The sequence below is a fragment of the Bartonella sp. SD1336NMGDW genome (assembly GCF_042193565.1).
GTDB classification, from domain to species: Bacteria; Pseudomonadota; Alphaproteobacteria; order Rhizobiales; family Rhizobiaceae; genus Bartonella; species Bartonella grahamii.
In genome coordinates this window covers 1-22,651 of sequence record NZ_JBHILW010000001.1, presented here as the reverse complement: position 1 = coordinate 22,651, position 22,651 = coordinate 1, and the positions used below count along the sequence as shown (strand labels likewise).

At 38.6% G+C, this 22,651-nt stretch carries 29 protein-coding genes; 9 read left to right on the top strand and 20 right to left on the bottom strand.

Going from position 1 to position 22,651, the window contains the following annotated elements:
• The first annotated feature begins 384 nt into the window (after positions 1 to 384).
• The 8 genes from glmM to ACFIKH_RS00110 all read left to right on the top strand — a co-directional run bounded on the left by glmM (position 385) and on the right by ACFIKH_RS00110 (position 5,091).
• The gene (gene glmM, locus ACFIKH_RS00145) at positions 385 to 1,758 is read left to right on the top strand and encodes a phosphoglucosamine mutase (protein WP_375670668.1); all 1,374 of its coding nucleotides are present in this window, start codon (positions 385 to 387) and stop codon (positions 1,756 to 1,758) included.
• 773 nt (positions 1,759 to 2,531) lie between these two features.
• Entirely contained in the window at positions 2,532 to 2,693 is a 162-nt protein-coding gene (locus tag ACFIKH_RS00140) for a type II toxin-antitoxin system RelE/ParE family toxin (RefSeq protein ID WP_375626656.1), read from the top strand.
• Complete coding sequence (locus ACFIKH_RS00135; protein ID WP_375625273.1) at positions 2,665 to 2,910, top strand: HigA family addiction module antitoxin; 246 nt, start codon at positions 2,665 to 2,667, stop codon at positions 2,908 to 2,910. Before ACFIKH_RS00140 ends, ACFIKH_RS00135 begins: the two co-directional genes overlap by 29 nt.
• Before the next feature lie 197 nt (positions 2,911 to 3,107).
• Complete coding sequence (locus ACFIKH_RS00130; protein ID WP_375670666.1) at positions 3,108 to 3,296, top strand: antitoxin VbhA family protein; 189 nt, start codon at positions 3,108 to 3,110, stop codon at positions 3,294 to 3,296.
• Positions 3,283 to 3,546, top strand: coding sequence for a hypothetical protein (locus tag ACFIKH_RS00125; protein ID WP_375670223.1), 264 nt, complete (start codon positions 3,283 to 3,285; stop codon positions 3,544 to 3,546). Before ACFIKH_RS00130 ends, ACFIKH_RS00125 begins: the two co-directional genes overlap by 14 nt.
• Positions 3,497 to 4,072, top strand: coding sequence for a Fic/DOC family protein (locus tag ACFIKH_RS00120; RefSeq protein WP_375670664.1), 576 nt, complete (start codon positions 3,497 to 3,499; stop codon positions 4,070 to 4,072). The genes ACFIKH_RS00125 and ACFIKH_RS00120 overlap by 50 nt, the downstream gene beginning before the upstream one ends.
• Positions 3,973 to 4,806, top strand: a complete 834-nt coding sequence (locus ACFIKH_RS00115; protein ID WP_375670852.1) for a BID domain-containing protein — start codon at positions 3,973 to 3,975, stop codon at positions 4,804 to 4,806. The genes ACFIKH_RS00120 and ACFIKH_RS00115 overlap by 100 nt, the downstream gene beginning before the upstream one ends.
• 84 nt (positions 4,807 to 4,890) lie before the next feature.
• Positions 4,891 to 5,091, top strand: coding sequence for a type II toxin-antitoxin system RelB/DinJ family antitoxin (locus ACFIKH_RS00110; protein WP_375670662.1), 201 nt, complete (start codon positions 4,891 to 4,893; stop codon positions 5,089 to 5,091).
• Between the two features lie 836 nt (positions 5,092 to 5,927).
• Here the strand turns inward: ACFIKH_RS00110 and virB11 are convergent.
• The 19 genes from virB11 to ACFIKH_RS00015 form a co-directional block, all read right to left on the bottom strand.
• Positions 5,928 to 6,980, bottom strand: coding sequence for a P-type DNA transfer ATPase VirB11 (virB11, locus tag ACFIKH_RS00105; RefSeq protein WP_375625278.1), 1,053 nt, complete (start codon positions 6,978 to 6,980; stop codon positions 5,928 to 5,930).
• 17 nt (positions 6,981 to 6,997) lie between these two features.
• A complete protein-coding gene (gene virB10, locus ACFIKH_RS00100) occupies positions 6,998 to 8,167 on the bottom strand; it encodes a type IV secretion system protein VirB10 (RefSeq protein WP_375625279.1) in 1,170 nt (389 codons plus the stop codon).
• Positions 8,168 to 8,194: 27 nt separating this feature from the next.
• Positions 8,195 to 9,046, bottom strand: a complete 852-nt coding sequence (virB9, locus tag ACFIKH_RS00095; RefSeq protein WP_375620970.1) for a P-type conjugative transfer protein VirB9 — start codon at positions 9,044 to 9,046, stop codon at positions 8,195 to 8,197.
• Positions 9,047 to 9,048: 2 nt separating this feature from the next.
• Positions 9,049 to 9,720, bottom strand: a complete 672-nt coding sequence (locus tag ACFIKH_RS00090) for a virB8 family protein (RefSeq protein ID WP_375626519.1) — start codon at positions 9,718 to 9,720, stop codon at positions 9,049 to 9,051.
• A complete protein-coding gene (locus ACFIKH_RS00085; protein WP_375632018.1) occupies positions 9,717 to 10,004 on the bottom strand; it encodes a type IV secretion protein VblB7 in 288 nt (95 codons plus the stop codon). Before ACFIKH_RS00085 ends, ACFIKH_RS00090 begins: the two co-directional genes overlap by 4 nt.
• A 6-nt stretch (positions 10,005 to 10,010) precedes the next feature.
• Positions 10,011 to 10,961 carry a type IV secretion system protein gene (locus tag ACFIKH_RS00080; RefSeq protein WP_375670659.1) on the bottom strand — a complete coding sequence of 317 codons (951 nt, stop codon included), beginning with the start codon at positions 10,959 to 10,961 and terminating at the stop codon, positions 10,011 to 10,013.
• A gap of 63 nt (positions 10,962 to 11,024) precedes the next feature.
• Positions 11,025 to 11,324 carry an EexN family lipoprotein gene (locus ACFIKH_RS00075; RefSeq protein WP_375635551.1) on the bottom strand — a complete coding sequence of 100 codons (300 nt, stop codon included), beginning with the start codon at positions 11,322 to 11,324 and terminating at the stop codon, positions 11,025 to 11,027.
• 27 nt (positions 11,325 to 11,351) lie between these two features.
• A complete protein-coding gene (locus tag ACFIKH_RS00070; protein WP_375670656.1) occupies positions 11,352 to 11,594 on the bottom strand; it encodes a hypothetical protein in 243 nt (80 codons plus the stop codon).
• A gap of 35 nt (positions 11,595 to 11,629) precedes the next feature.
• Positions 11,630 to 12,046 (bottom strand): EexN family lipoprotein, encoded by a 417-nt coding sequence (locus ACFIKH_RS00065; RefSeq protein WP_375670654.1) that lies wholly within the window; start codon positions 12,044 to 12,046, stop codon positions 11,630 to 11,632.
• A 49-nt stretch (positions 12,047 to 12,095) separates the two neighbouring features.
• Positions 12,096 to 12,314: a hypothetical protein gene (locus ACFIKH_RS00060; protein WP_375670652.1), complete on the bottom strand. Its 219-nt coding sequence runs from the start codon at positions 12,312 to 12,314 to the stop codon at positions 12,096 to 12,098.
• Between the two features lie 26 nt (positions 12,315 to 12,340).
• Positions 12,341 to 12,745: an EexN family lipoprotein gene (locus tag ACFIKH_RS00055; RefSeq protein WP_375670650.1), complete on the bottom strand. Its 405-nt coding sequence runs from the start codon at positions 12,743 to 12,745 to the stop codon at positions 12,341 to 12,343.
• A gap of 2 nt (positions 12,746 to 12,747) precedes the next feature.
• Positions 12,748 to 13,125, bottom strand: a complete 378-nt coding sequence (locus ACFIKH_RS00050) for an EexN family lipoprotein (RefSeq protein WP_375670648.1) — start codon at positions 13,123 to 13,125, stop codon at positions 12,748 to 12,750.
• A gap of 2 nt (positions 13,126 to 13,127) precedes the next feature.
• A complete protein-coding gene (locus ACFIKH_RS00045; RefSeq protein WP_375626500.1) occupies positions 13,128 to 13,562 on the bottom strand; it encodes an EexN family lipoprotein in 435 nt (144 codons plus the stop codon).
• A complete protein-coding gene (locus tag ACFIKH_RS00040) occupies positions 13,559 to 13,828 on the bottom strand; it encodes an EexN family lipoprotein (RefSeq protein ID WP_375626498.1) in 270 nt (89 codons plus the stop codon). The genes ACFIKH_RS00045 and ACFIKH_RS00040 overlap by 4 nt, the downstream gene beginning before the upstream one ends.
• Positions 13,825 to 14,100: an EexN family lipoprotein gene (locus ACFIKH_RS00035; RefSeq protein WP_375653622.1), complete on the bottom strand. Its 276-nt coding sequence runs from the start codon at positions 14,098 to 14,100 to the stop codon at positions 13,825 to 13,827. Before ACFIKH_RS00035 ends, ACFIKH_RS00040 begins: the two co-directional genes overlap by 4 nt.
• A gap of 24 nt (positions 14,101 to 14,124) precedes the next feature.
• Positions 14,125 to 14,922: a type IV secretion system protein gene (locus ACFIKH_RS00030; protein ID WP_375670646.1), complete on the bottom strand. Its 798-nt coding sequence runs from the start codon at positions 14,920 to 14,922 to the stop codon at positions 14,125 to 14,127.
• Positions 14,919 to 17,279 (bottom strand): VirB4 family type IV secretion/conjugal transfer ATPase, encoded by a 2,361-nt coding sequence (locus ACFIKH_RS00025; protein WP_375625292.1) that lies wholly within the window; start codon positions 17,277 to 17,279, stop codon positions 14,919 to 14,921. The genes ACFIKH_RS00030 and ACFIKH_RS00025 overlap by 4 nt, the downstream gene beginning before the upstream one ends.
• Positions 17,279 to 17,602, bottom strand: coding sequence for a type IV secretion system protein VirB3 (locus ACFIKH_RS00020; protein WP_015856920.1), 324 nt, complete (start codon positions 17,600 to 17,602; stop codon positions 17,279 to 17,281). Before ACFIKH_RS00020 ends, ACFIKH_RS00025 begins: the two co-directional genes overlap by 1 nt.
• Before the next feature lie 27 nt (positions 17,603 to 17,629).
• The gene (locus ACFIKH_RS00015; protein ID WP_375626490.1) at positions 17,630 to 17,980 is read right to left on the bottom strand and encodes a TrbC/VirB2 family protein; all 351 of its coding nucleotides are present in this window, start codon (positions 17,978 to 17,980) and stop codon (positions 17,630 to 17,632) included.
• A 158-nt stretch (positions 17,981 to 18,138) separates the two neighbouring features.
• On the opposite strand from ACFIKH_RS00015, the gene ACFIKH_RS00010 reads away from it, so the two are divergent.
• Positions 18,139 to 18,882, top strand: coding sequence for a nuclease (locus ACFIKH_RS00010; RefSeq protein WP_375648720.1), 744 nt, complete (start codon positions 18,139 to 18,141; stop codon positions 18,880 to 18,882).
• 449 nt (positions 18,883 to 19,331) lie between these two features.
• Here ACFIKH_RS00010 and ACFIKH_RS00005 read toward each other — a convergent pair whose 3' ends face one another.
• Positions 19,332 to 21,116, bottom strand: a complete 1,785-nt coding sequence (locus tag ACFIKH_RS00005) for an MFS transporter (RefSeq protein WP_375670644.1) — start codon at positions 21,114 to 21,116, stop codon at positions 19,332 to 19,334.
• Positions 21,117 to 22,651 lie beyond the last annotated feature (1,535 nt).

The following is a 22,651-nucleotide window of genomic DNA, read 5'->3' as shown; positions in this document are numbered from 1 at the left end:
AGGCGAGGTGGTATTTTCCTTTACTGATTTAGCAAGGTGTGAGGTTGGTGATAGATTTCCTTACGGATTTGATAAGGTTAGAGGTTAGGTGCTGGGGTTTTTTACGGGTTTAGCAAATGTGTGAGATTATCCTTTGGTTGTGTTCAGGAGATGTGTAAAGCATTTTGAGGAGATACTATTGCTTTTATGTGTGAGGGTGTGAACATAATGGGTTGAGAGGGGTTTAGATGTGTAGATGATGAATAGGATTCTTGATTGTCTAAATGCATGAAGGTTTAGATCAATGATCTGATTTTATATGGGGAGGGGACTATTGTACCAAGGGGGCTTGTTAGGGTTTTAAAGAAAAGCCAAGGGAAGAATTATATATTAAAGGAAAGAGGCATGGTGCAAAAATATTTTGGTACAGATGGAATTCGGGGGAAAGCCAATACATTTCCTATGACACCCGATTTTGCCATGAAGGTGGGGATGGCTGTAGGGGTTTTATTCCGCTCACAACATCAATCACGTCGTGTGGTGATTGGTAAGGATACACGATTATCTGGCTATATGTTGGAAAATGCTTTGGTTTCAGGGTTGACTTCTGCGGGGATGGAAGCTTTTTTATTGGGTCCAGTGCCAACACCTGCTGTTGCAATGCTTTGCCGCTCTTTGCGAGCGGATCTTGGGGTGATGATTTCTGCTTCTCATAATCCGTTCTATGATAATGGCATTAAACTTTTTGGTCCTGATGGTTTTAAACTTTCAGATGATATGGAAGCTAAAATTGAACAATTGATCGATACAGATCTTTCAAAGTCTTTAGCAAGTTCTGCTGAAATTGGTTATGCAAAGCGGGTTGAGGGGGATATTTATCGTTATATTGAATATGCCAAACGAACCTTGCCGCGTGATGTTCGCTTAGATGCTTTGCGTATTGTTGTGGATTGTGCCAATGGGGCTGCTTATAAAGCTGCTCCCCGTGCTTTATGGGAATTGGGGGCTGAGGTTTTTGCTATTCATGATGAGCCCAATGGTACCAATATTAATCAAAAATGTGGATCAACCGATTTAAGCTCTTTAAAACGAAAAGTGCATGAAGTGCGTGCTGATGTGGGGATTGCTCTTGATGGAGATGGAGATCGTGTTCTTATTGTTGATGAAAAAGCACAAACGGTTGATGGAGATCAGTTGATTGCTGTAATTGCTGAAAATTGGCATAAAATGGGACGATTACGGCGCAATGGTGTTGTCACAACGATTATGTCAAATCTTGGACTGGAGCGTTTCTTGCACAGTAAAGGATTGCACCTTGTAAGGACAAATGTTGGAGATCGTTATGTTGTCGATGCCATGCGCCAAAAGGGATATAATGTGGGTGGTGAGGCTTCTGGGCATATTGTGCTCAGTGATTTTGGTACAACGGGTGATGGCTTGGTGGCTGCATTGCAGATTTTAGCCTGTATGAAGGAAAGTCAAAGTCCTATGAGCCAATTGTGTAAACGGTTTGAACCTGTACCGCAAATTTTAAAAAATGTAACGATTAAAAATAAAAATGTTTTGAAAAAAAATCCGGTCAAAGCGGCCATTGATCAAGCAGAGAAGCGGTTGGGAAAAGAGGCACGGCTGGTGATCCGTGCTTCTGGAACTGAGCCGGTTATCCGCCTTATGGCTGAAGGTGATGCACGAGAAGTATTGGACACAGTCGTGACAGAGTTGATGGATGTTATTATTCATCATGATGTACGCATGGGTACTGCACTTGAGGAATCTTGAATTTTTTGAGAAAATTATCAGATTATCTTTTGATAAAGATCTTATTGTAATGTGGGATTTTGGCAATTACAAAAGTTGTGATTATTAACTATGTGAGTGATGTAATAACGGTAATGGATATTCTATCTACTAATCAATTAAATAAAAAAGAGAAAAATAGAGTTCTAATAAATATAACGCGTAGAGTGTTCTATAGTTCGTAAGATATTTAAAATATACCTTTTTTGATTTTCCTTTTTCTTTTACTTATTCGTAAACCAGTTATTATTTTAACAGAGTTTATAGCAGGGGGGATTTATTAGTCTTATTCATTCTTTTTACTGGATATACAGCGGGGGCAGATCCTTATGAACATCAAACAGCAATGGTCATTGGTTATATCGTCGTTATGTTTCTAAGTGCAGCTGCCAATTGGGGATATGATGCGCTCCTATTACGTTTAGCTCCCCTAATTATGAATGTATACTTTTCTAATAATGAGTAGAATAATGAGAGAGATGAGAATGAGCAATTTTTTCACGACAGTTCTAATGTTTATAAAGTAAAAAAACGTGTGATATAAAATAATGAACGTTTTTTGTATCTTGTAGTGTTATACGCTATATTAATTTATGATCTTAGGATTTAAACATAAAAGGATTGAAGCTTTTTGTAATACTGGTACGACTAAAGGGGTTAGAACCGCCCATGCTCAAAAATTAAAGCGTATTCTAGGTGCTCTTGAAGTAGATGTATCGCCAAAAGATTTGAGTTATCCGTCTTTTTGATTACATCTGCTAAAAGGCGATTTCAAGGATTATTGGTCAATTACTGTAAATGGAAATTGTCGTGTAATATTTCGCTTTGATAGCATAGATGTCGAAATGGTTGATTATCTAAATTATCATCAAAAAGGAGATCTAAATAATGATGAAGAATCCTTCACATCCTGGTGAGTTATTGCGTGAAGATGTGATCAAAGAGCTTGGTTTATCCGTTAATGAAGCAGCAGAGTGGCTTGGTATATCTCGTGGAGCACTTTCTAGAGTTTTAAATGGAAAAGCCGCTATGAGTGCTAATCTTGCTATTAGGCTTGAAATGTCTGGTGTAAGCACAGCACGTGCTTGGCTTGCTATGCAAACAAACTATGATTTATCAAAAGCAATTTTTTAACAACAGTCTCATGATAAAGAACGCATAAAAGAGCTTCAAATGGTTGTTAAATTTTTGCAACAAAGACATGTGGAAGAGCAAAATAACGCGATAGTGCGGATAAAGGCAAAAGATGTGACACGGTAAGATAAGGCAATAAAATCTTGTTTCTATAGTCTGCTTGGCTATAATAAATATAAGCAAAGGAAGGGGTTTATATGTTGAGTGAAGAGGAAATTAAGCTGCGTCGCTTTTATGCTGAAAATGCATTGGCAAGCCAACGTTTAGAGGGATTAGAGCCAGATCCGCTGGTTGTTGCTCAAGTAGAGCGTTATATTATAGGTGAGCTTGAAACAAGTGATATCATCAAAGATTATATGGAGCGGGTAAAACGTGGGGAAGTATAAGGGGAGCGGTGATCCTTATACTGATCCTGAAACTGGTGTGATGTATAATCGGCTTGGTATTAAAGACAAAGCCACACTGCAGCGTGTAGAATCTACGATTTCTTATGTAAAATCTTTCGAATTTGTACATACTCCTATTGGTGGTAAGTTTGATCTGAATTACATGAAAGAGATTCATAGAAGACTGTTTGGTGACATATATGAATGGCGCGGGACAAGTTCGTTTAGTGGATATTGCCAAAGGCAATAGTATGTTTGCTAGTTATAATCAGATTGAAAGTTATGCACCGAAGATTACACAAAAGCTTGCAAAAGAACAGTATCTGCGTGGTCTTGGCGCTTATGACTTTAGCCAAAGGGCTGGGTATTACATGGGCGAGTTGAATGCGTTGCATCCGTTTCGAGAGGGGAATGGGCGCACTCAGCGCGAATTTATGGTGCAACTTGCTTGTGAAGCTGGTTATCATATCAACTGGAAGGGTATTGAGCGACAAGAAATGACACGTGCGTCAATTGAAGCACATTTTGGTAATTCAGAATATCTGTCTGCACTCATCTATAAGAACCTTACCAAGTTTACAGAAATAAAAGGGATGATGTTTCTCAAGGTATTGGCAAAAATATTGCTTTTTACGTTGATCTTAATAAAGAGTGCTTGGAACAACAAAAAGAGAAGATTGAAACCCTTTGGGATAGAGAAAAGACAGCTTTTAGCAGACTTCAAAAAGAAGAACTTGAAGTTGAGCAATCGCAAAGGGATGTTAATGCTACGTTAAAAGCAACAGAAAAAGCTCCATACCTTGCTGCTTATACGGATAACTCTAATCTAGAACAGAAGGTGCTCAGCGCTCTTAGGAATGAAAAATCTTATGTTAATATGTTTAAGGAGTTAAACAGTCGTTTAGCATTTATTTATAGAGATCCACAAGAGGCTGCGCTTAGGATTGAGCAAACAATTTTAGCAGGTAAAGGCGATAAATTATCTGATATTTTGGAAAGGGAACCTGATAGAGCAGGAGAACTGCGTGGATCAGATCGTTTTATCGATAAACTCAAATCTACAGGAAAAGAACGAAAAGAAGCGCTTTCTCATGTTCCTCGTACACTTTCTTCTATTGAAAAGCTTCAATCCTTTTATAAGAATTCTTATGAGAGACATATAAATAGGCTTACACGGGAGCGTGAGCGATTGAAAGTTGAAGTCCCCTCACTTTCACAAGAAGCAGTGACTTTTATGAAAAATGTTGAAGCTGGTCGTGATAGTTATTCAAAGATACCAGAGCAGATCAATCAAGAGTTTTTAAAGCTACAAAGTGCTTTAGATAAACGTTTTGGACAGGATGCCATTCATAAATATGGTTTTGATTTATCAAAAGTGGTCCCCAAAGAACAGTCTCATGATAAAGATTGCATAAAAGAGTTTCAAATGGCGGTTAAATTTTTGCAACAGAGACAACAGGAGAAAATCAACGCAATAGCGCGTGCAAGATCAATAGATATGATACGGTGAGGGCAAGGATAAAGCCTTATGCTGTATAAGCCCTATTAAGCGATATGACAAAAGAGAGGTACTCAAAAGGTGTTTAATATAGGTGTGACAAAAGATGTTGTACGTGCCTGCGTAGATAGGGCGTTAAAAAAATCCGGTGAAATATTAGCAAATTTAGGACTTACGGTGTCTGATTTCATCCGTATTGCTTTGACAAAAGTTGTTTATGAAAAGGGATTGCCATTTGATATGTATGTTCCTAATGCGGAAACGCTTAAAACTTTTGAGAAAAGTGATAAGGGTTAAGAGATATGTATTGCTAAAGATAGGTAAGATTTGTTTCATCATTTGGATATTTGATATTTCTGATCATTCACTTCAAATTAGCTTTTCATTTACATCATTATCGTTATGGGTGTTTTCCGTATATTGAATGATGTATGCAAACCGTGATTGAAACGGCAGCTTATTGAATTTCTGCAAAAGAAGAAGGCATATCGCTTGAAGAATTATTTGATATTGTTTCTTTTATTGCTACTCATCCAGATGCTGGTGATTTTATGGAAGGTACGGGAGGGGGAAGCCAAGGAAAGTTAGGTTTTAAAGCATAAGGGGTAAAAGTGGGAGATATAGGGTTATACCCTTTTTTGGTGGTCAAAATATTTCGGTGTTGATCGAAGATGTGTACAGTCAATTATCTTGAGGCAATTTGATAAAATCAGAGAGGAATGCGTGGAAGAAAAATTTAACTGCGCTTCTCGATGAATATCGAAAAGAATAATAATGGATAAGGCAAATAAAGCAGGACCTCTTATATTAAAAGGTGTTTGTGAAGCTTTTGTCTGAAGCTAAAGGTGAAGTGGATACGAAATTTGGTATCTATATTCCTGCAAATGTTGATGTCAAAAAAATCAGAAAAAATATTGGGTTATAGATATCATTTTCGGCACGTTTTGGTTTTTTTGTGGGGCGCATGCGTGATTGGGAATGGGGATGATATTTTTACTTCTTTTTGCTTTCAATTCATTGAAAATGAACTTGAAGCTATGGTGGTAATTTAGCACGCGATGATATCCGCGGCTTATAATCGTGTTTTTAAGAAAGCTCTATTGGTATAAAAGGGGTGTGAGGGTCGTGTTTTTTTAGAAAGCATCACGGCGTTTGAAAGGGTCGTAATAGATTTCTGTTACACGAAATTTTCCTTCGAGGCGTTTGCATTGGATGATGACATCTATCATCGAGATTAATAAGCCGCGGATATCATCGCGTGCTAAATTACCACCACCGTCACTTTCTTTGACAAGAAGGGTCATTTGTTCGAAGGCTGCAAGTGCTGTTGAGGCGTGGACGGTTGTAATGGAGCCTGGGTGACCAGAGTTGACATTACGGATATAGTAAAAGGCTGTACCATCACGCAGCTCTTGTAGAAGGATTCTGTCGGGGCGCATGCGTAATCCTGATTCAAGCAGTTCTTTTGCGCCTGCTTTTGCTAAGCCTTGGTTATCTTTTGAATAAAAAAGTTGGACTTTGTTGGCGTGCGGAACGACAAGTTCTGGCGTGTCTTCAATGGTGAGAATTCGTTCATAGTCAGGGATTTTTGCAATTAAAGCTTTGGAGAGGGTTGTTTTACCAGAACCGGTTTTGCCCGATATTAAGATATTTTGTTGTGTAATAACGGCTCTTTCTAAAAAGGTGCAAAAATCTTTAGCGATAAAGAGATCTGTTAGCTCTTTGTCTGTATCAGAGAGTTCAGATAACCGTTCTGTCATTTGTTGCGTGGGTGTGAAACTGGTGTTTTGGGCAACAGAAAACAGATTGTTTTCATGTAAACTTTCAAGAGAAAAAGTGCGTGATGAAGGTTTACGAATGGTCATGCTAATGGTATTGGCAGCAACTGCTGGAGGCATAACAATTTGTATGCGTTCGTTGTTTGGCAGTGTTGCGGAGAGAACGGGGTTTTCTACACTGATTTTTTGTGTTGTGTAGGCAGCAACAACTTTTGCAATCCCTTCTAGTTCGCTGTAGGTTAGTTCTTTTACGATGTGGGTTTGCCAACCATTGGGACCCTCAACGATTACTTCGCCGGGGCGATTGATGACAATTTCAAATAAATTTTCATCATTAAGGAAGTCATCTAAGATCTTTAATTTTGTTAAAACGATAGAGGCGCGTTCTGCATTTTTTGCTGAGGGCATAATGTGACTTTATTGGCTTAATGAAAAAAGGAATAGCTGGTAGTAGAGCGGTTTCTTTTGCTCTTTACGACTAGTTTATAGACAGATGAAAAATCGAGATCTCTTGCTACAAAGATGTTGACGAGTTCGCCTTGAAATTTTTCTAGGGTAGGGGGGATGTTGATTTGATTTTCAAGGGCAATATTGGCGGCTTCTTTTCCAGTGTTGTTTGCGCCTTCAAAACCACCGCCTCCAGCATTGTTGGCACCTGCGTTGGAATTGTTTTTTGTTTTATTTGTTAGGGCGGTTGTGGCACCATCAATAACGGTGAGTAAAAGGGAAGAGCCAAAGCGTTCCCACCAATGGGTGTTGATGTTGCCATCAAAACCGGCTCTGCCTAAACTGTCGGTTGCTGGAGAGGCAAGGGGAATGATAACGCCGGTTGGGGTTTTTGCTCTTGTCCAGAGCACAAAGAGGCGAGATTGACCTTGTTTTATCCCACCGCGGTATTCTCCAACGACTTGGGTTCCTTTATCAAGCAAAACAACGCGCCCATTGTCAGAGAGGATATCACGGTTGATGATGCAGCTTGCAAAGCCTGGTTGGTCGCTGTTTAATGCCGTTTCTAAGATACAGGGGATAGAGGTTCCCATGGCGATGATAAAGTTTCTATTGCCGATGAGTTTTGCTTTTGTTTCTTCTGTTGTGGTGGGTTTTAAGAGGGTTGCAAAATTTTGTGTGTTTTGAAGGGCAGGAGAATTTTGCGCATTCGCGAGATTTTCAAGGGCATGGAATTTTTCAAGGGGGTTGAGAGTGGTGTTGACGATGTCTTTTAATTGCGATTTAGAGCCTTTGGCAAAAGCGAGAACAGGGGCGCGTCTTGCGGCATCAAGTAGTGGGTCATCTTTTTTGGGTTCTTGTGCGAGTGGTTGTGGGGGTGGTAAGGTTATTGGTGCTATGTTGGCGCGCGGGTCAGAGGGCGCGAGCTCTAAAGGGGCGAGGGAATTGTGAAAGTTTTGTGCTTGTTTTTTATGAGCTTTTGCGGTGTCTTTTTGTTCTGTGGGGGTGGATAAGATGTTCCAGAGCACATAGCCGCAGATTCCTATACAGGCGATTGCGACAACTATTTTTTTGCCGGCGGTTTTGGCGCTATTGTTTTTGCCATCCCCAATAGATCCGCGATCTTCGATGATTGGTTTATCACTCATGTGTTGTCCCCTTCAATTCCCGCTTATTTAAAGATCTGATGCAACTTTACGTTCAACAGATGGTGAGGTTGTTCCGGTATTTGGATTGGTGCCTTTTGGTTGATAGGCTTCGTTAAAGACGCATAGGACGTTTTTTCCCTGTCTTAGGGTGAAGCGTGCGCTAATGGCATGGACTATCACCATGTTGCCTCTCGTGGTTTTGGGAACCAGCGATTCTGTACCGTCATTGCTGACAATGTAAATGGCAGGGATTTCTTGGTTGTCGGGAAATGTAAATGTTGTGGTTTTGCCATTGTCATAAACGGAGGAGGGTTCGAGCACGCTCGATCCTTGAGCGGTGTAAGCCCAATTGCGTGGTCCGTAGGTTTCAGAAGCGTTGAAGACATTATCGATACGCTGGGCTTGTTGTTTTTCTTGTCGCATAAGGGCTGCGAGTCTTCTTTGTTCTGCTTCTTCTTGTGGGTAGCGAAATTTCACAAGGAAATATGTTTCTTGTCCAGATGAAATTTCTCCATCTTTGACCATCAGTTCAAATTGATAGGAGCGCTTTGAGCCATCAAGCTTTGTGGTGACGACTTGGAGATTGGTAATGGGTTGGACTTCCCGCGCTTTTAGGAAAAGAATATTGCCAGCGGGGGCGACTTCCCATGCAACGCTGTTGCCAATTGCCACATGGGCAATTTCTTCATTGGGAGAAAATTCTATTTGTACCGATGAGCGTATGGAGCCAATAATTTTTGTGACATTATAGGCATCATAGTTGATAAAGCGAATGCGGCTATCGCTTGGCGCGCGGGTGGGAAAAATACTGGCATGGCTAGGCGTTAAAGAAAGTGTAATAGCGATGTTAAGAATGAGAAAAAGAATTTTTTTTGTCATGATCAGTTGACCACTTCCGGATCGGTTCTATATTCATTAACAATAAACCCTAGAGGATTTATCAAACGGTTTTGGACAGAGATAGGGGCATTGATGTATTCAAAGGTAAGTGTTGCAACCCAGTGGGTGATGAATTCTTTGTTGTTGTCTTTGTCGTGAATGGTTTTGTAGTAACGCACTTGGGCGACATCGTCATTGATAAAGGAGATTGATTTTATTGTTATTGTAACGGCGGCGTGTTTATAGAGAATTTGAGGACTTTGGGGATTTCTTGCTCCATACCAGCTGGCAAATCTTTCCTGTTCTTCTGAAGAAGAGAGGAGGGAGACGGTTTGGAAATTGTGTTGTGTTTCTTCTGTGGTGAAGCCTTCACGGGAGCGGACATATTTTGCAGCAAAGTAGCGTGTGATTGCTTCGTCGACATTGGTGGGACCTTCTTTTAAGGCTTCCACAACTTCAACAATGCCGGTTGAGTTGTCCACACGGATGACAAAAGGTTCCACGGTTTTAAGGGGTGTGAGGGTGATGACCGCGAGAGAAGACATTATTGCAACCGCAACGGCGATGCCGGCAATGGCAAGCGAGGCGCGCGTGGTGCGGCGTGAGGCGAGCATGCGATCTTGATCGAACGAGCGCGCTTCAGCAATGTATTGTTCTATGTCTTTTTCTTTCATGCTTTTTGCCCGCAATTTTTGTAAGATTTGATTTCTTCATCCGTTAATTTTTGTGCCAGAAGCATTTCCAGCTTCCCTTCTTTTAGGGGTGAAGGGGTGTTGTTACTGATGATAATGGGCGTGGGCGTGGGTTTTTTCCCTTCCCAATTCCACATCGATCTGTTGAGTGGACGTTTAGAATATCCATCACATTTTGGGAGTGACTTCAGTGTGTTTGGTGAAGACACACAGCCACTGAGAAAGAGAAATGGTAAGATAATCCCAATTTTTTTAAATTCCCGCATTTGAACTTAGTGCTCCCTTATTTTCGAGATGAGTTTTTGTAGACCATGAAGAGCGGCTTTACCACCTACATTAGCAAGGTGACCAGCTTCTTTAGCGGCACGGAAAGCTCCTTTTCCAGCAATTTGTCCTGCACCTACACCTAATTTTGTTGAGCCTGTGAGGGAAGCTCCACCAGAAGCTAAAGCTGATGCTATATCAGGTAATTTGAGGAAAATCAAAATGCCGCAACTGGCAATAGAGAAGAATTGGACTAAGGAAATTATCATATCTAGAACACTATCTGAAAGGATGGTTGTTGAAAGATCAACATATAGACCGCCAACTATAACTACTAATACCTGCAAAATGATGAAGTTTGCTGTTTGATTTAACCATGCCTCTGTAAACCTTCTTGTTGAGGAAAACATATAAAGGCTTATAAAGAGGGGCCCCACTGATATAACGAGAAATAAACCAATTTTAGCAAATATTGAGACGAAAAAACCAATAGCACAAAAGAAAGCAGAAATTACTAAGCAGACAAGGCCAGCAAGCCAGTAAACAACAAACGTAAATCCATTTTCGTTGTTTGCTGCATCAAAAACGTGTCCAGCAGCAGTTTGTATCATATTATCCCATACATTTTTATCCGAGTGTGCTCCTTGGGTGACATTTGCAATGGCATTCGGCAGATCATTGAAAAATATATCCCTAACCCACGCATTATAAAGAGCGGCGTTTGTGGCGAGTGAAACAATGATGCCAAGTTTGAAAATTGTTGCTATAAAGTCCCACAAAGGCATGGAAGAACGCCCATAGATAATATTGTACCCTATAAATATAATGTAGATTGTACAAGATGCTTTAAGCGGAGTAGATAAAGACGATGAGAGATTTCCAATGGTGTTATCCATTACCCTTGTAAGGGGCTCCATCAATCCGTTGTCTATCTTGGTAAATATATCATACGCTGCCATTGTCTTTCCTCCGCTCCTTATCATATGGGGTTCGTGTTCCATACGGAGTCAAATTTTTATGATTTAATTACTGTCCTCTTTCTTTTCAGATTGTTCTTTCATTTTTTTCTTATCGTCATTTTTACGATATTTATTTAGATAGTTTTGAAAGGATTCTTCACGAAGTTCGTCTAGTGCTTTTCCTAAGTTTTCACAATTTTGAGGAGATTCTGTTTTAGAAGGCTTTTTCCACATACATTTAGGTGTCCACTCATTACGTAATTTTTCGTCTTTTTTAAATTCTGCTACGCTATAGGTTTTTTCACATCCAGCCGTGATGAGTCCTGTGCAAAGTAGCAATGTTGTTATGAGAACTTTATTCATAGATATTTCCCCTTCTTTCTTTCAGTTTTACAAGGTTTGAGCACAATCTTTAAATTCTGCTTGTGTTATCGGCTTTTTATAACCAGTGATGATAAATCTAGAGCACAGACATAATCTTGCCATAAATATATTATAGGGTGTACAAAGCTCTTTAAGTTGAGCAGCTAAAGCGCAATAGCGATGTGTAATGGTGCTATCCATTATTTTTGTAAGGGAACACATTACAGTATCATCTATCCAAGTAAATATACCTCTGGTTTCTATTGCCATTTAGATGCTCCGCTATTTGTTGTGTATTTTATAATTTAATTATTATCTTGGTTTTGTTTAGCGCGCTCTTCTGCTTCTCTTTCGGCTTGTTCTTTTGCTTTTTCTTCAGCCTTTCTTTTTTCCATTTCAGCTTTTAGTTTTTTTATTTCAGCTTGCCTTGCTTGATGTTGAGCTTCCATTGCGGCGTCAAATCTTTCCATCGCTTTACGGTTTTCTTCTTCGCGTTCACGCGCTCTTTCTTCAGCTTTTGCTTCATATTCCTTTTCAAGTTCAAGTTGTGCTAATCTTAAGTTTTCACAATTTTTTGCAGTTCCTGCGAATCCACATTTAGCATTCCACTCTTCCATCAATTTTTTATCTTTTTTAAATTCTGCGACGCTGTAGGTTTTTTCACATCCAGCAGCGATAATTCCAGTGCAAAGCAGCAATGTTGTTATGAGAACTTTATTCATAGATATTTCCCCTTTTTCCTTTCAGTTTTACAAGTTTTGAGCACAATCTTTAAATTCTGCTATGTTCTGGTTTTTTATAACCAGTGATGATAAATCTAGGGCAGCGACATAATCTTGCCATAAATCTATTGTATAGTCTGTAAGGTTCTTTAAGTTGAGCAGCTAAAGTGCAATAGCGATGTGTAATGGTGCTATCCATTGTCCCTGTAATGGGATTCATCAACATATTATCTATATCAGTAAAGATGCCTTTGCTTTCTACTGCCATTGAGATGCTCCGCTCTTCATTATGTCTTAATGGTTATTTTGTTGTTCTTCTGCCGCGCGCTCTTTTGCTCTTCGTTCTTCTTCAGCGCGTGTTTCCGCTCTTTGTTTTTCGAGTATTTTTTGAGTATTAGCTCTCATTTTTTCAATCCAAGCTTTTTGTTCAGCTTGAAACTTTTCATCTATTTTGCGATTTTCTTCTTCAATTTTACGGCTTCTTTCTGCTGCTTTTGCTTCATATTCTTTCTGAAGTTCTAAAAATGCTAACCGCATGTTTTCACAATTTTTTGAAGTTCCTGCAAATCCACATTTAGCATCCCACTCTAGGCGTAATTTTTCATCTTTTTTAAATTCTGCGACGCTATGGGTTTTTTCACATCCAGCGGTGATAATTCCAGTGCAAAGCAGCAATGTTGTTATGAGAACTTTATTCATGATTAATGACTGTCCTGTTGTTTAGCTTTAGTGCGCTCTTCTGCTTCTCGTTCGGCTTGTTCTTTTGCTTTTTGTTCAGCTTTCCATTTTTCATGTTCAGCTTTTTGTTTAGCCATAAGTTCATCCATCGCTTTGTTGAAGCTCTCTGCCGCTTTCCGGCTTCTTTCTTCAGCTTTTGCTTCATATTCTTTTTGAAGTTCTAAAAATGCTAACCGCATGTTTTCACAATTTTTTGAAGTTCCTGCGAATCCACATTTAGCATCCCATTCTAAGCGTAAATTTTTATCTTTTTTAAATTCTGCGACACTGTAAGTTTTTTCACAGCCAGCGGTGATGAGTCCTGTGCAAAGTAGCAATGTTGTTATGAGAACTTTATTCATGATTAATGACTGTCCTGTTGTTGTTTAGCGCGCTCTTCTGCTTCTCGTTCGGCTTGTTCTTTTGCTTTTTGTTCTTCTTCCGCGCGCTCTTTTGCTTCTTGTTGTTCTTCAGCGCGTCGCTTTGCTTCTTGTTCGGCTCGGAATTTTTCATTCTCAGCTCTCATTTTTTCAATCCAAGCTTTGTGTTCAGCTTTAAATTTTTCATCTAGTTTACGGTTTTCTTCTTCAGCTTTTTTCCGACGTTCCTTTTCAAGTTCTAAAGCTGCTACTCTTAGGTTTTCACAATTTTTTGAAGTTCCTGACCATCCACATCTTGCTCCCCATTCTTCCATCAATTTTTCATTTTTTTTAAATTCTGCGACGCTGTAAGTTTTTTCACAGCCAGCTGTGATGAGCCCTGTGCAAAGCAGCAATGTTGTTACGAGAACTTTATTCATGATTTATTGTCCTGTTTCTTTTCAGATTCTTGTTTATCGTCATTTGTTGAGCCAAAGCCTCTCCATTTTTTACGGGTTTCAAATTCAGCTTGCTCTGCATTTTTACAATTTTTCGAATTCAAATCCCCTGACGTCAAACATTTCACTAATACTTCTTCCATCAGTTTTTTATTTTTTTTAAGTTCTTCTACGCTGTAGGTTTTTTCACATCCAGCTGTGATGAGCCCTGTGCAAAGTAGCAATGTTGTTATGAGAACTTTATTCATGATTTATTGTCCTGTTTCTTTTCAGATTCTTGTTTATTGTCATTTGTTGAGCCAGTTCTCCCCCATCCCCATGTTGGAAGACTCTCACGATAAGCTTGCTCTGCGTTTTTACAATTTTGCGAATCGAGATCCCCTGATGTCATACATTTCATTTTCCATTTTTCGTATAATTTGTGATCTTTCTTAAATTCTTCTACGCTATGGGTTTTTTCACATCCAGTGGTGATTAGCCCTGTGCAAAGTAGCAATGTTGTTATGATGATCTTGTTCATATTCAAGCCCCTCTTTTTTTTCGTTTATTGACCACGCAGTTTTTTGGCATAGTCCTTGTATCGCGCTGCAAATTCTTCGTAAGATCGTTGTTCAGCAGCTTTGTATTCCGCTTGTTGAATCATCGCAGCGGCTTGCATTTGGAGAACTTGTGTTTGGAGTTTTGCTTGTATTGCTGATAATTGTGCTTGAATGCCTTGAATTTTACCCGCATCTTCAGTACTTCCAAGTTCGTCAAGGAGCTTGTTAATGGTTTTTTGTGTTTCACTGGCTTCTTCGTAGACGTCTTGGCCTTTTGCTGCTTGTCCTACCGTGTTCTGTTCGGCTTTTTTCACTTCCTCTGCGTAAAAAGCATCTACTGCCTCTTTTGATCCTGCGCCCCCCGCGGGCTCTTTGTATAAGAGCTCTTCTTGCCATTTTTGCGCGTTTTTGCTGCCACCACCGCCGCCGCCGCCACCACCGCCGCCGCCGCCACCGCCACCGCCACTGCCCATCGATTGTTGAAAGTGGTTGAAATCTGAAGGGAGGGCGCCACTGCTCCCTTGCTTGTTAAACATGTCTTTCAATCCCGAAATGTCAGGCTTGACATTTAAGGAGTTATATAATTGTTTCGCTTGATCGAGTTGGCTCTTTAATTGCTCAAGCTGTTGTTTGCCTTGTTGAACTTGCTGTTTTGCTTTATCAACTTGTTGCTTCAATTGTTCAAGTTGCTTTCCCCCTTGCGTAAAAGATTGTAAATCGAATGTAGGCATTTGTGCGAAGGCATTTGTTTGAAAGCCAAATGAAGCTGCATAGACGGCTGTTGCCAATAAAAGTTTTTTCATTGTTTTGACCTTTCTTGAAAAATAGGAAGCCATTTTTCTGGAGATTGTCCAACTTCATCCATAATGGTCTCTAGGAGTTCAATATTCTTGGTGGTGCCACTTAAAATGGCTATTTCATCATCAAAGCCGCGTAAATTCAGCTCTGCTACAACTGAACTTTGCCCTTGTTTGATGAGAAAACGCCGTGACTCACGGCTTAATTCTGATTGTATCAGGTTAAATTCTCTGTCCGATAATTTAAAACCTTCTACATAATCCCCATGATTGCCCTTTTGATTGGGAAAATAAATCTGTGTTGGACATTGCTCTATAATGGTGTGAGCAATGGTCGAATTGATCGCATCTTTGGGAGATTGTGTTGCAAACAACATCAAACCATTTTGTTTACGGATAGTTTTCAGCCTGTCTTGCGCAAAGGCTTTAAAGGAATCATCCTCTAAGGCTTTCCAAAACTCATCAATGACAATGATAATACGACGCCCATCAATCAGAGATAAAATCCTATGAAAAAGATACATCATCAAGGGTGGACGAATTTCATTATTGTCTAAAAAATCCGTCATGTCATAACCAATAAATTTTGCATCAATGCCAATGTCGTCATCAGGATTGTCAAAAACCCACCCTAAGGCATTGCCTTTACACCATCTTTCTAAACGACCCGATATCCCCTCCCTGTGCGTGGTGTCAAAAAACATTTGTAAGGCCGAGATTGTCCGTTGTTCTTTTGGCAACAAGGCAAGCTGCTCAACAGCTGCCGTGATGTCTTGTCTTTCTGATTCACTGATCTTTTGATCTTCAGACGAAACAAGCTTTATAATCCATTGGCGTAAAAAAACTCTATCTGCTGGATTGTTATAGTCTAAGCCTTTTAGCGGTGCTATGCCTGTCGGTCTACCATTCTTCAAGGGCATATAAGTGCCGCCACCCGCTCTGACAAAAAGTTCTGCACCCCGATCTTTGTCAAAAAAGACCATATTGGGATCATGCTTTTGAAGTTGTGCTAAAAGAAAATTGACAATAACCGTTTTCCCAGAACCAGAGGGACCACAAACAAACGTATTGCCTAAATCACCAAAGTGAAAGTTAAAATAAAACGGTGAACCAGCAGAGGTTTTCATCAAGGCTACCGCTGGTCCCCACACATTGCCATCTATTTTCCCAACCGGAAAAGAATGAAATGGAGAAAGCGCTGCATAATTGCGGCTTGTTATTGCACCAGAGCGGGTGCGATAAGCATAATTGCCAGGCAATTGTGCCCACCAAGCTGCTGCTAACCCTAAATCTTCCCGCGCAATCACAGCCCCACCATCTGTGAGACGAGAACGCGCTTTGGCAAGATTATCCGCTAACTCTTGCGGCGTATCAGCAAAAACTGCCAATGATAAATGATGCTCCCCTAAAACAAAACGATTGGATTCAAGATCATCAAGCGCATCATCTAGCTCCATAATTTGTGAGCCCGCACGGTCTCCTGCATTGACCATTTGGTTTTGTTTGCGCCCCATAATTTGCTTGGCAATGTTTTTGCTCTTGAAAACAAAAGATTGGGTGAAAATAAACTCAAAGGGAAGGGTGAGTAAACCATCCGCCATGCCTACCCTGGTTTTTGCTGGATATTCTTTCCAACCAAACATGCCCGCAAACCGCTGTTCCGCCTCGGTGCGTATTTCTATGATCTCTTTTCCAAAAATGAGACGGTCTGAATAAACAGTCGATGCTATCGTCCCCCATGTGAGAGGGATACGTTCACGACGACCTCCCACCAATTGGTGGATAAACTCACTTTGCTGCGAATAAATATTACCTTCATGTTCATAAAGGCTCAGTCTTTTTGCACCATAACGCTCTAAATTTTGAATAAGATCTGTGGTAATATCTTCAAGCTTGCGAATGGACTCTGCATCAACTTCTGTCTTTTCTTGCTTGGCTTTGCCTAAACGTTTGAAAAACTCCACTAATTTATCCGTTTGATCAACGTGTGGATTCCACAAAATTGAAAGATAAAGATCATTGCGATAAAGCTCCTGTGAAACCATCCGCTCGCGATATTTATCATCTAATTGCTTGGCAAATGCCGATCTGAAAGTCCCATCCGGATAAACGGTTTCACGCTTTCTGATAATATGGCTATAAAGCGCTATCCGTTCATCCGCTATGTTTTTAAACAGATTATTGAGCTGTTCGTGAAGCACATTCAGATCAATAATATCCGCTGTCTCAAAGTTAATGCCTTCAAGTTTAATAACGGACATGAGAGCGCGTGAATCCAGCGCAATGATGTGTTTATTGACATGGCGCACATAAGGAATGATCGCTTCTGGCTGCTTTTCACGTTTGCGCTCTGTTCTATTCATTATAATTCCTCATAATTACGAATTAATCGTAATGGAGAAATACTTCCCCCACCCCATAGACTCGAATTTCTGGCAAAAATAGATGTCTTTTGCCATGTCAGAAGAATACGAAATTTGTTATGGTCATGCTTTAGGATTTCCTTGAATATGAAATGTAGCATCACACCAAAGGTGATAAGAAAAATATTGCCTGTCATAATGAACAACATCATCGTTCCTATCGCATTTAATCCCATAGCTTCCACCGTCACGCCCGCAATCATTGCAGGGCGTGTGCAAGCAAGAAATAACGTATCTTCTGTTAGCTTGTCGTGCTCTTTCATGGCTTTGAAAGGCTAGAGTTAAGCGAATTAAGACATAAACATTGCTGCGATTTGTGGTGCACCAAAAACAATGCCGATGCCAACACAAACAAAGAAAGCTTTACGCATTTCAACATAACCAGCAATCCATGCAAGCCCAATACCAGCAACCGCAATGGTTGCAATCGATTTTGCAATGTTTCCTGTTAAAGCTTTGACTAATTGATCAAGAGCAGTTTCAACTTTTCCAAAGTCACCTGCGGCAAATGCTGGTTCACTCAGTGCCATGAAGGCAATAAAAAGCATCAATGCTGCTGTTAACCATTTCTTTTGGGTGTTGGATAGAGTAGTTTTTTGTAAGGTATGTTCACAACTGAACAAATTATTCATGTTTTTCATGAAAAATTCCCCGCTTTATGTTTAAGTTGATCGTAAAATTAATATTCAAAATATTAATCATGAATCATATAAATGAAAAAAATAAATTTTTCTATCGATAAATTAACAATATTTAATCTTTTATTATTTAATGAACAAAAAATATAGTAATATTCAAAATGATACTTTTAAAATCTCTTAGAGCAGCGCCTAAATATATTGTCTTAATTTGTATTATTATTTGGGGATACTTTTATTTAAGTAAAAATAATGAAGAACTTACTCAAAATTCTTTTTTAAAAGGATCAGAAAAGACAATAGAAAATCCCGTTCAAAATCCGAAGTCACAATTGATAGATTATGCAAACCAACAAGATGTAAACCAACAAAATGTGGTATTGCATCCAGAACCATTGTCATCACAATTTTATGAAGAAAATGTGCCGGTTTATTCAGGTGCTATACAGGTTACAAGTGGTGTGACCTTTAAAATGATTACGCTTGTGGACGATGGATGGAGAAAAAAGATTATCCGTGATATCCGCTTATATGGTGTGGAAAGCTGTGAAATGAGGCAATTTGCCTCACGCAACGGAGTTAAGTGGCCATGTGGTGCTTTTGTTACTGCTTGGCTTGTCTCAAAAACAATCGATAAAAATGTTACTTGTCGGCAAGCACGTGTCATTCAACAGGTTCATTATGCACAATGTTTTGTGGACGGGGTTGATCTGGCACGTTTGGGGCTTGCAGAAGGGTTGATGGTGTTAACACAAGATCAGCATAATTTTCCATCTCCAGCAGACTATAAAACTCTACAATCTGCTGCTCAAAAAGCACAAAATGGCTTATGGTCGAGCAAATTTCAACAACCAGAAGATTGGCGAAGAGATCACGGGAGCTATAATCCCATTGACCATAATTAATATTGACCATTATTGATAAAGCGTCTTTTCAAGCGCTATTTAAAAATCAAGACAATATTCCATTACAAACTTTATTAGGTAAAAGTTAATCATAGTCCACACAGTCCTTGGTGGACAACTCTCATGATGAAAAATTATTGTGTTTAAAGCTCGCGTATGCATATAGGTTGCTCACTACAGCGCTATGTAAGAGCGCGTTCCCTTGGCTATACGTCATTTCGTTTTGCTTTTTAAATGAAAGGCTTTCTGCCTCTCAAACTCTTATATATTTATGAAGTAAATCATAATCGAGCTCAAAAGGCTCTCCACCAGAAAGAATAATAAAATCAGATTTTATGTCATTTATTGGATATAAAGATTCAGGCAACGCGTCATCTCTCACCATACATTCTATCGAATACGGACAATGATTGCAGCCCGCACTGCAATTTTCATTACAAATTACAATATTATCGCCCATGAAATTTCTTATTCAAGTTTATATAATCCAATACTAATTGTTTCATGAAAATATTTTGGTATAGACAAAGATCAGAAATTTTTTTAGCCACAAACGCTTTTATCATTGGTAAAGCTTCATCCTTTGATATAGACAGCAAATGAGAAATATAGTCTATCCGTTCTTCTAAATTGAGAGATAATCTTGGACTGGTGAAAAATGTTAAGATATCCAATTCCGGACTGGCTTCTTGACATAAATCCCAATCCACTACCATAAAAGAACTATCAGGAGTAACAATGATATTATCAGGATGTAAATCTCCATGTGATAAGATTATATTCTTGCTTAATCGATCTTGAAAGATCTTATTGATTTGATCAATAATCGCCTTTTGATGTAGCAAATCCATTTGGCTCAATACAGTACCCCGGATAAACTCCCATTCGACTACTTCATCGCAAAGTGTTATCAAATTTGGTGCAGGATAGAGACTTTGTCGAAAAGAGCCATCCTTGATGTTTTCATTAATGCACGATGCTTCCGGATAAATTTGCCCATAGCAAAACTCTTGATGCTTGCGTTTCAAGAAATGTTGTTTTGACGATTGTGCATTTTCAGGCTGTAACCAAATGATTTCTTGTTTTTTGACAAAAATAATTAAAGCAGACCCCCCAAAAATCACAGCCATAATCACTGCTAACCACAAATTAGCTTGCCAGAATGTTGAAAAAACATGACCGTATAAAAAACTGAATGCAAAGGATACAACAGCTGTAATAATGGCTGTAAATGATAAAACAGTCGCGATAGCTTTGGGATCAATCAGTGAATTTATAAGAAGAGACGACAGATAAGATCGATAAGCAGATTTAAAAACACATAGCAGTAAAAATCCTAATATAAGAGCCGCAATGATTTGAAATGACATGAGAAAAAAAGCAATGGTTACCATACAACCAATCATTAAGACAGGAAAAATAGGATTTTGAAACTTTGAAAAATACTTCTGAAACAATATATTGGAACTTGCTGAAAAAAAATTCCCAATGATAAAAATAATCGAAACCAAAATAGCAGGTTGAAATGGCAAAAAATCAGAAAATGCGATAGAAACAGTTCGATTATTAACCAAAATAGCAAAAGCTGAAACTGCACTTAAAAAAATAAGAGTGAAGCGATAAGGATTTTTGACTTCTTTACCGCTGGCGCACATAACTGTGAAAATATTCGGATGAGCGTTGATATGAAAACTATCTAATCCCTTCGTCAGTTTTGAAAACATAAAAATAGCAAAAATTAATGAAAGGACTTGAAAAATCACAGGCAATGCAGGATGCACATAATAAAGTATTCCCCCTAAAAAAATAAGTACCGTTGTCACACTATAGGTAACAGCAGCCACTTCGGACTTAACGGAAAACAGTGTGCGATGCTTTGGTACTACAGAAAAGAGTAAACTATCTTCCGCACCTGAGAAACAAGCGGCTGCTGATGTAATACACAACAAATAAGTGGCATAAGCAAAATATGCATAATTCATAAAAAGAGCTAAAAAACCGCAAAGAAAGAAAAACAGACCAGTATAAATAACGCGCTTACTTCCATAAACATCTGATAATAAACCCAAGGGGACTTCTAAGATCAAAGGAAGCAATAAAAAATAACTACCGATTAAAACAATTTCCGCTTGCGACAAATGCAATTTTTCCGACAAAAAAAGTGGTAAAACAGCAACCACTAGAGCAGTAGACTTGCTAACACTATAAATCTTAAATTGCTTAACCTTATCCACAAAATACCTTCCCACGACATCCGCTACATGCGCCAGATTCTTTCAAAGATTTTAAAACGCTTTGAGCAGACCAATCTATTGCCTCATAATTTTGTAGATTCCCAAAAGCTTCTGAATAAAAGCGATTTTTTAAATCTCCATTATAGTCCAATACCAAGGATGAAAATGGAAATAAACACATTAACGGCGACGAAACGTACGTAGAATTTTCGTCTAAGTAATAATTAATACAATTTACAAAATTTTGTGACGTCCATGAGATTTTCCTTTCTTGGAACTTTTTATCTATATAAATCTGGAGGGGGGATTCTTTCCTTGATAATTCATCTCTCAAATGAAAAAGTGAGGCGTTTGGCGGAAGAGTTTTGTTTCTTAAAGCCTTAGATCGATCCTTTGTATTATTTTTTCTAGAAAAACTAAATGACGACGTATCGAGCGGCCTGAATCCGATATAATGGACATCTTTGCTTATACAAAAATCGATAAAATTAATAATATTTTCTAGAATCTCTTTGGTAACTGTCGCTCTTATTCCTATACTTTGCAGAGGTTGAAGATTCTTAACTGTTTCAATGTTTTTCCACACGCGATCAAATTTATTTGTCCCCCGTATATCATAATATCCTCCTCATATTGTTATTATGTGCCTTATTTATATTCAAGACAATTAGTATTTTGTAAAAAGTCTGAAGACTTATAACTTTATAATTGTAAAGTCAATTTAACTGTATTACGCAATATTCAGTTTGGAAACAAATTGGCCTATACTGGTATAAATCGAAAAACTCTTTTGATCAGCTAATTTCCATTTTAATTATTAAGTTCATTCAAAAAGTATTATTCTTGATTTCAATGGTTATTTCACTTCAATCGCAATAAGAAATATGCAATGCTCTGCTTTATCAAGTAATTTTAAAAAGGTTTTTTTGGGCTGAAATAAAGAATAGTTGTTGCGTAAATCAGCTTCTCAGAAGAAAAATTTTTCAATTATTTTTCTGTTTTAATTGTAATTTTGTGAAATACTACTTGCGGTAAAATTACCTTTAAAAGAGGTTCTATTCGACGCTAAAATACAAACTTTTATTTCTTATTAAAGATACAATCATATTGATTTATAATGATAATCTAGCGTTATTCATATTGAATTAGACCCTCGAATAACGCAAGATTCTCTCATTCCAAACCTGTTTATGTTGAATCAATCAAAACCACTCGCTTGCACATAACAAGCGGGATGAGTGTGTGGATCAAATTTGTATAAGAAAGAACTAAAAATGGTTCTTATGTTTTTATCTAGAATTTGTTTTGGTAGCTTGTTTGTAAAATCTTTACCATATTGAAAATCTTTTTTTTAATATAGCTTTGGCCTTGACACGCTTTTTTCGAGCTATGAGTCGTCGCAATAAAAGGAGACACAATGGCAAAAAAATAAAAACCCAACTGCGTTAACAGAAGGGTTTTAACAGCTTACTTGTAATCTATTTATATCTGTGTAATCATATACATTATGGATAGATTTGTTGGGATAGGTAAGG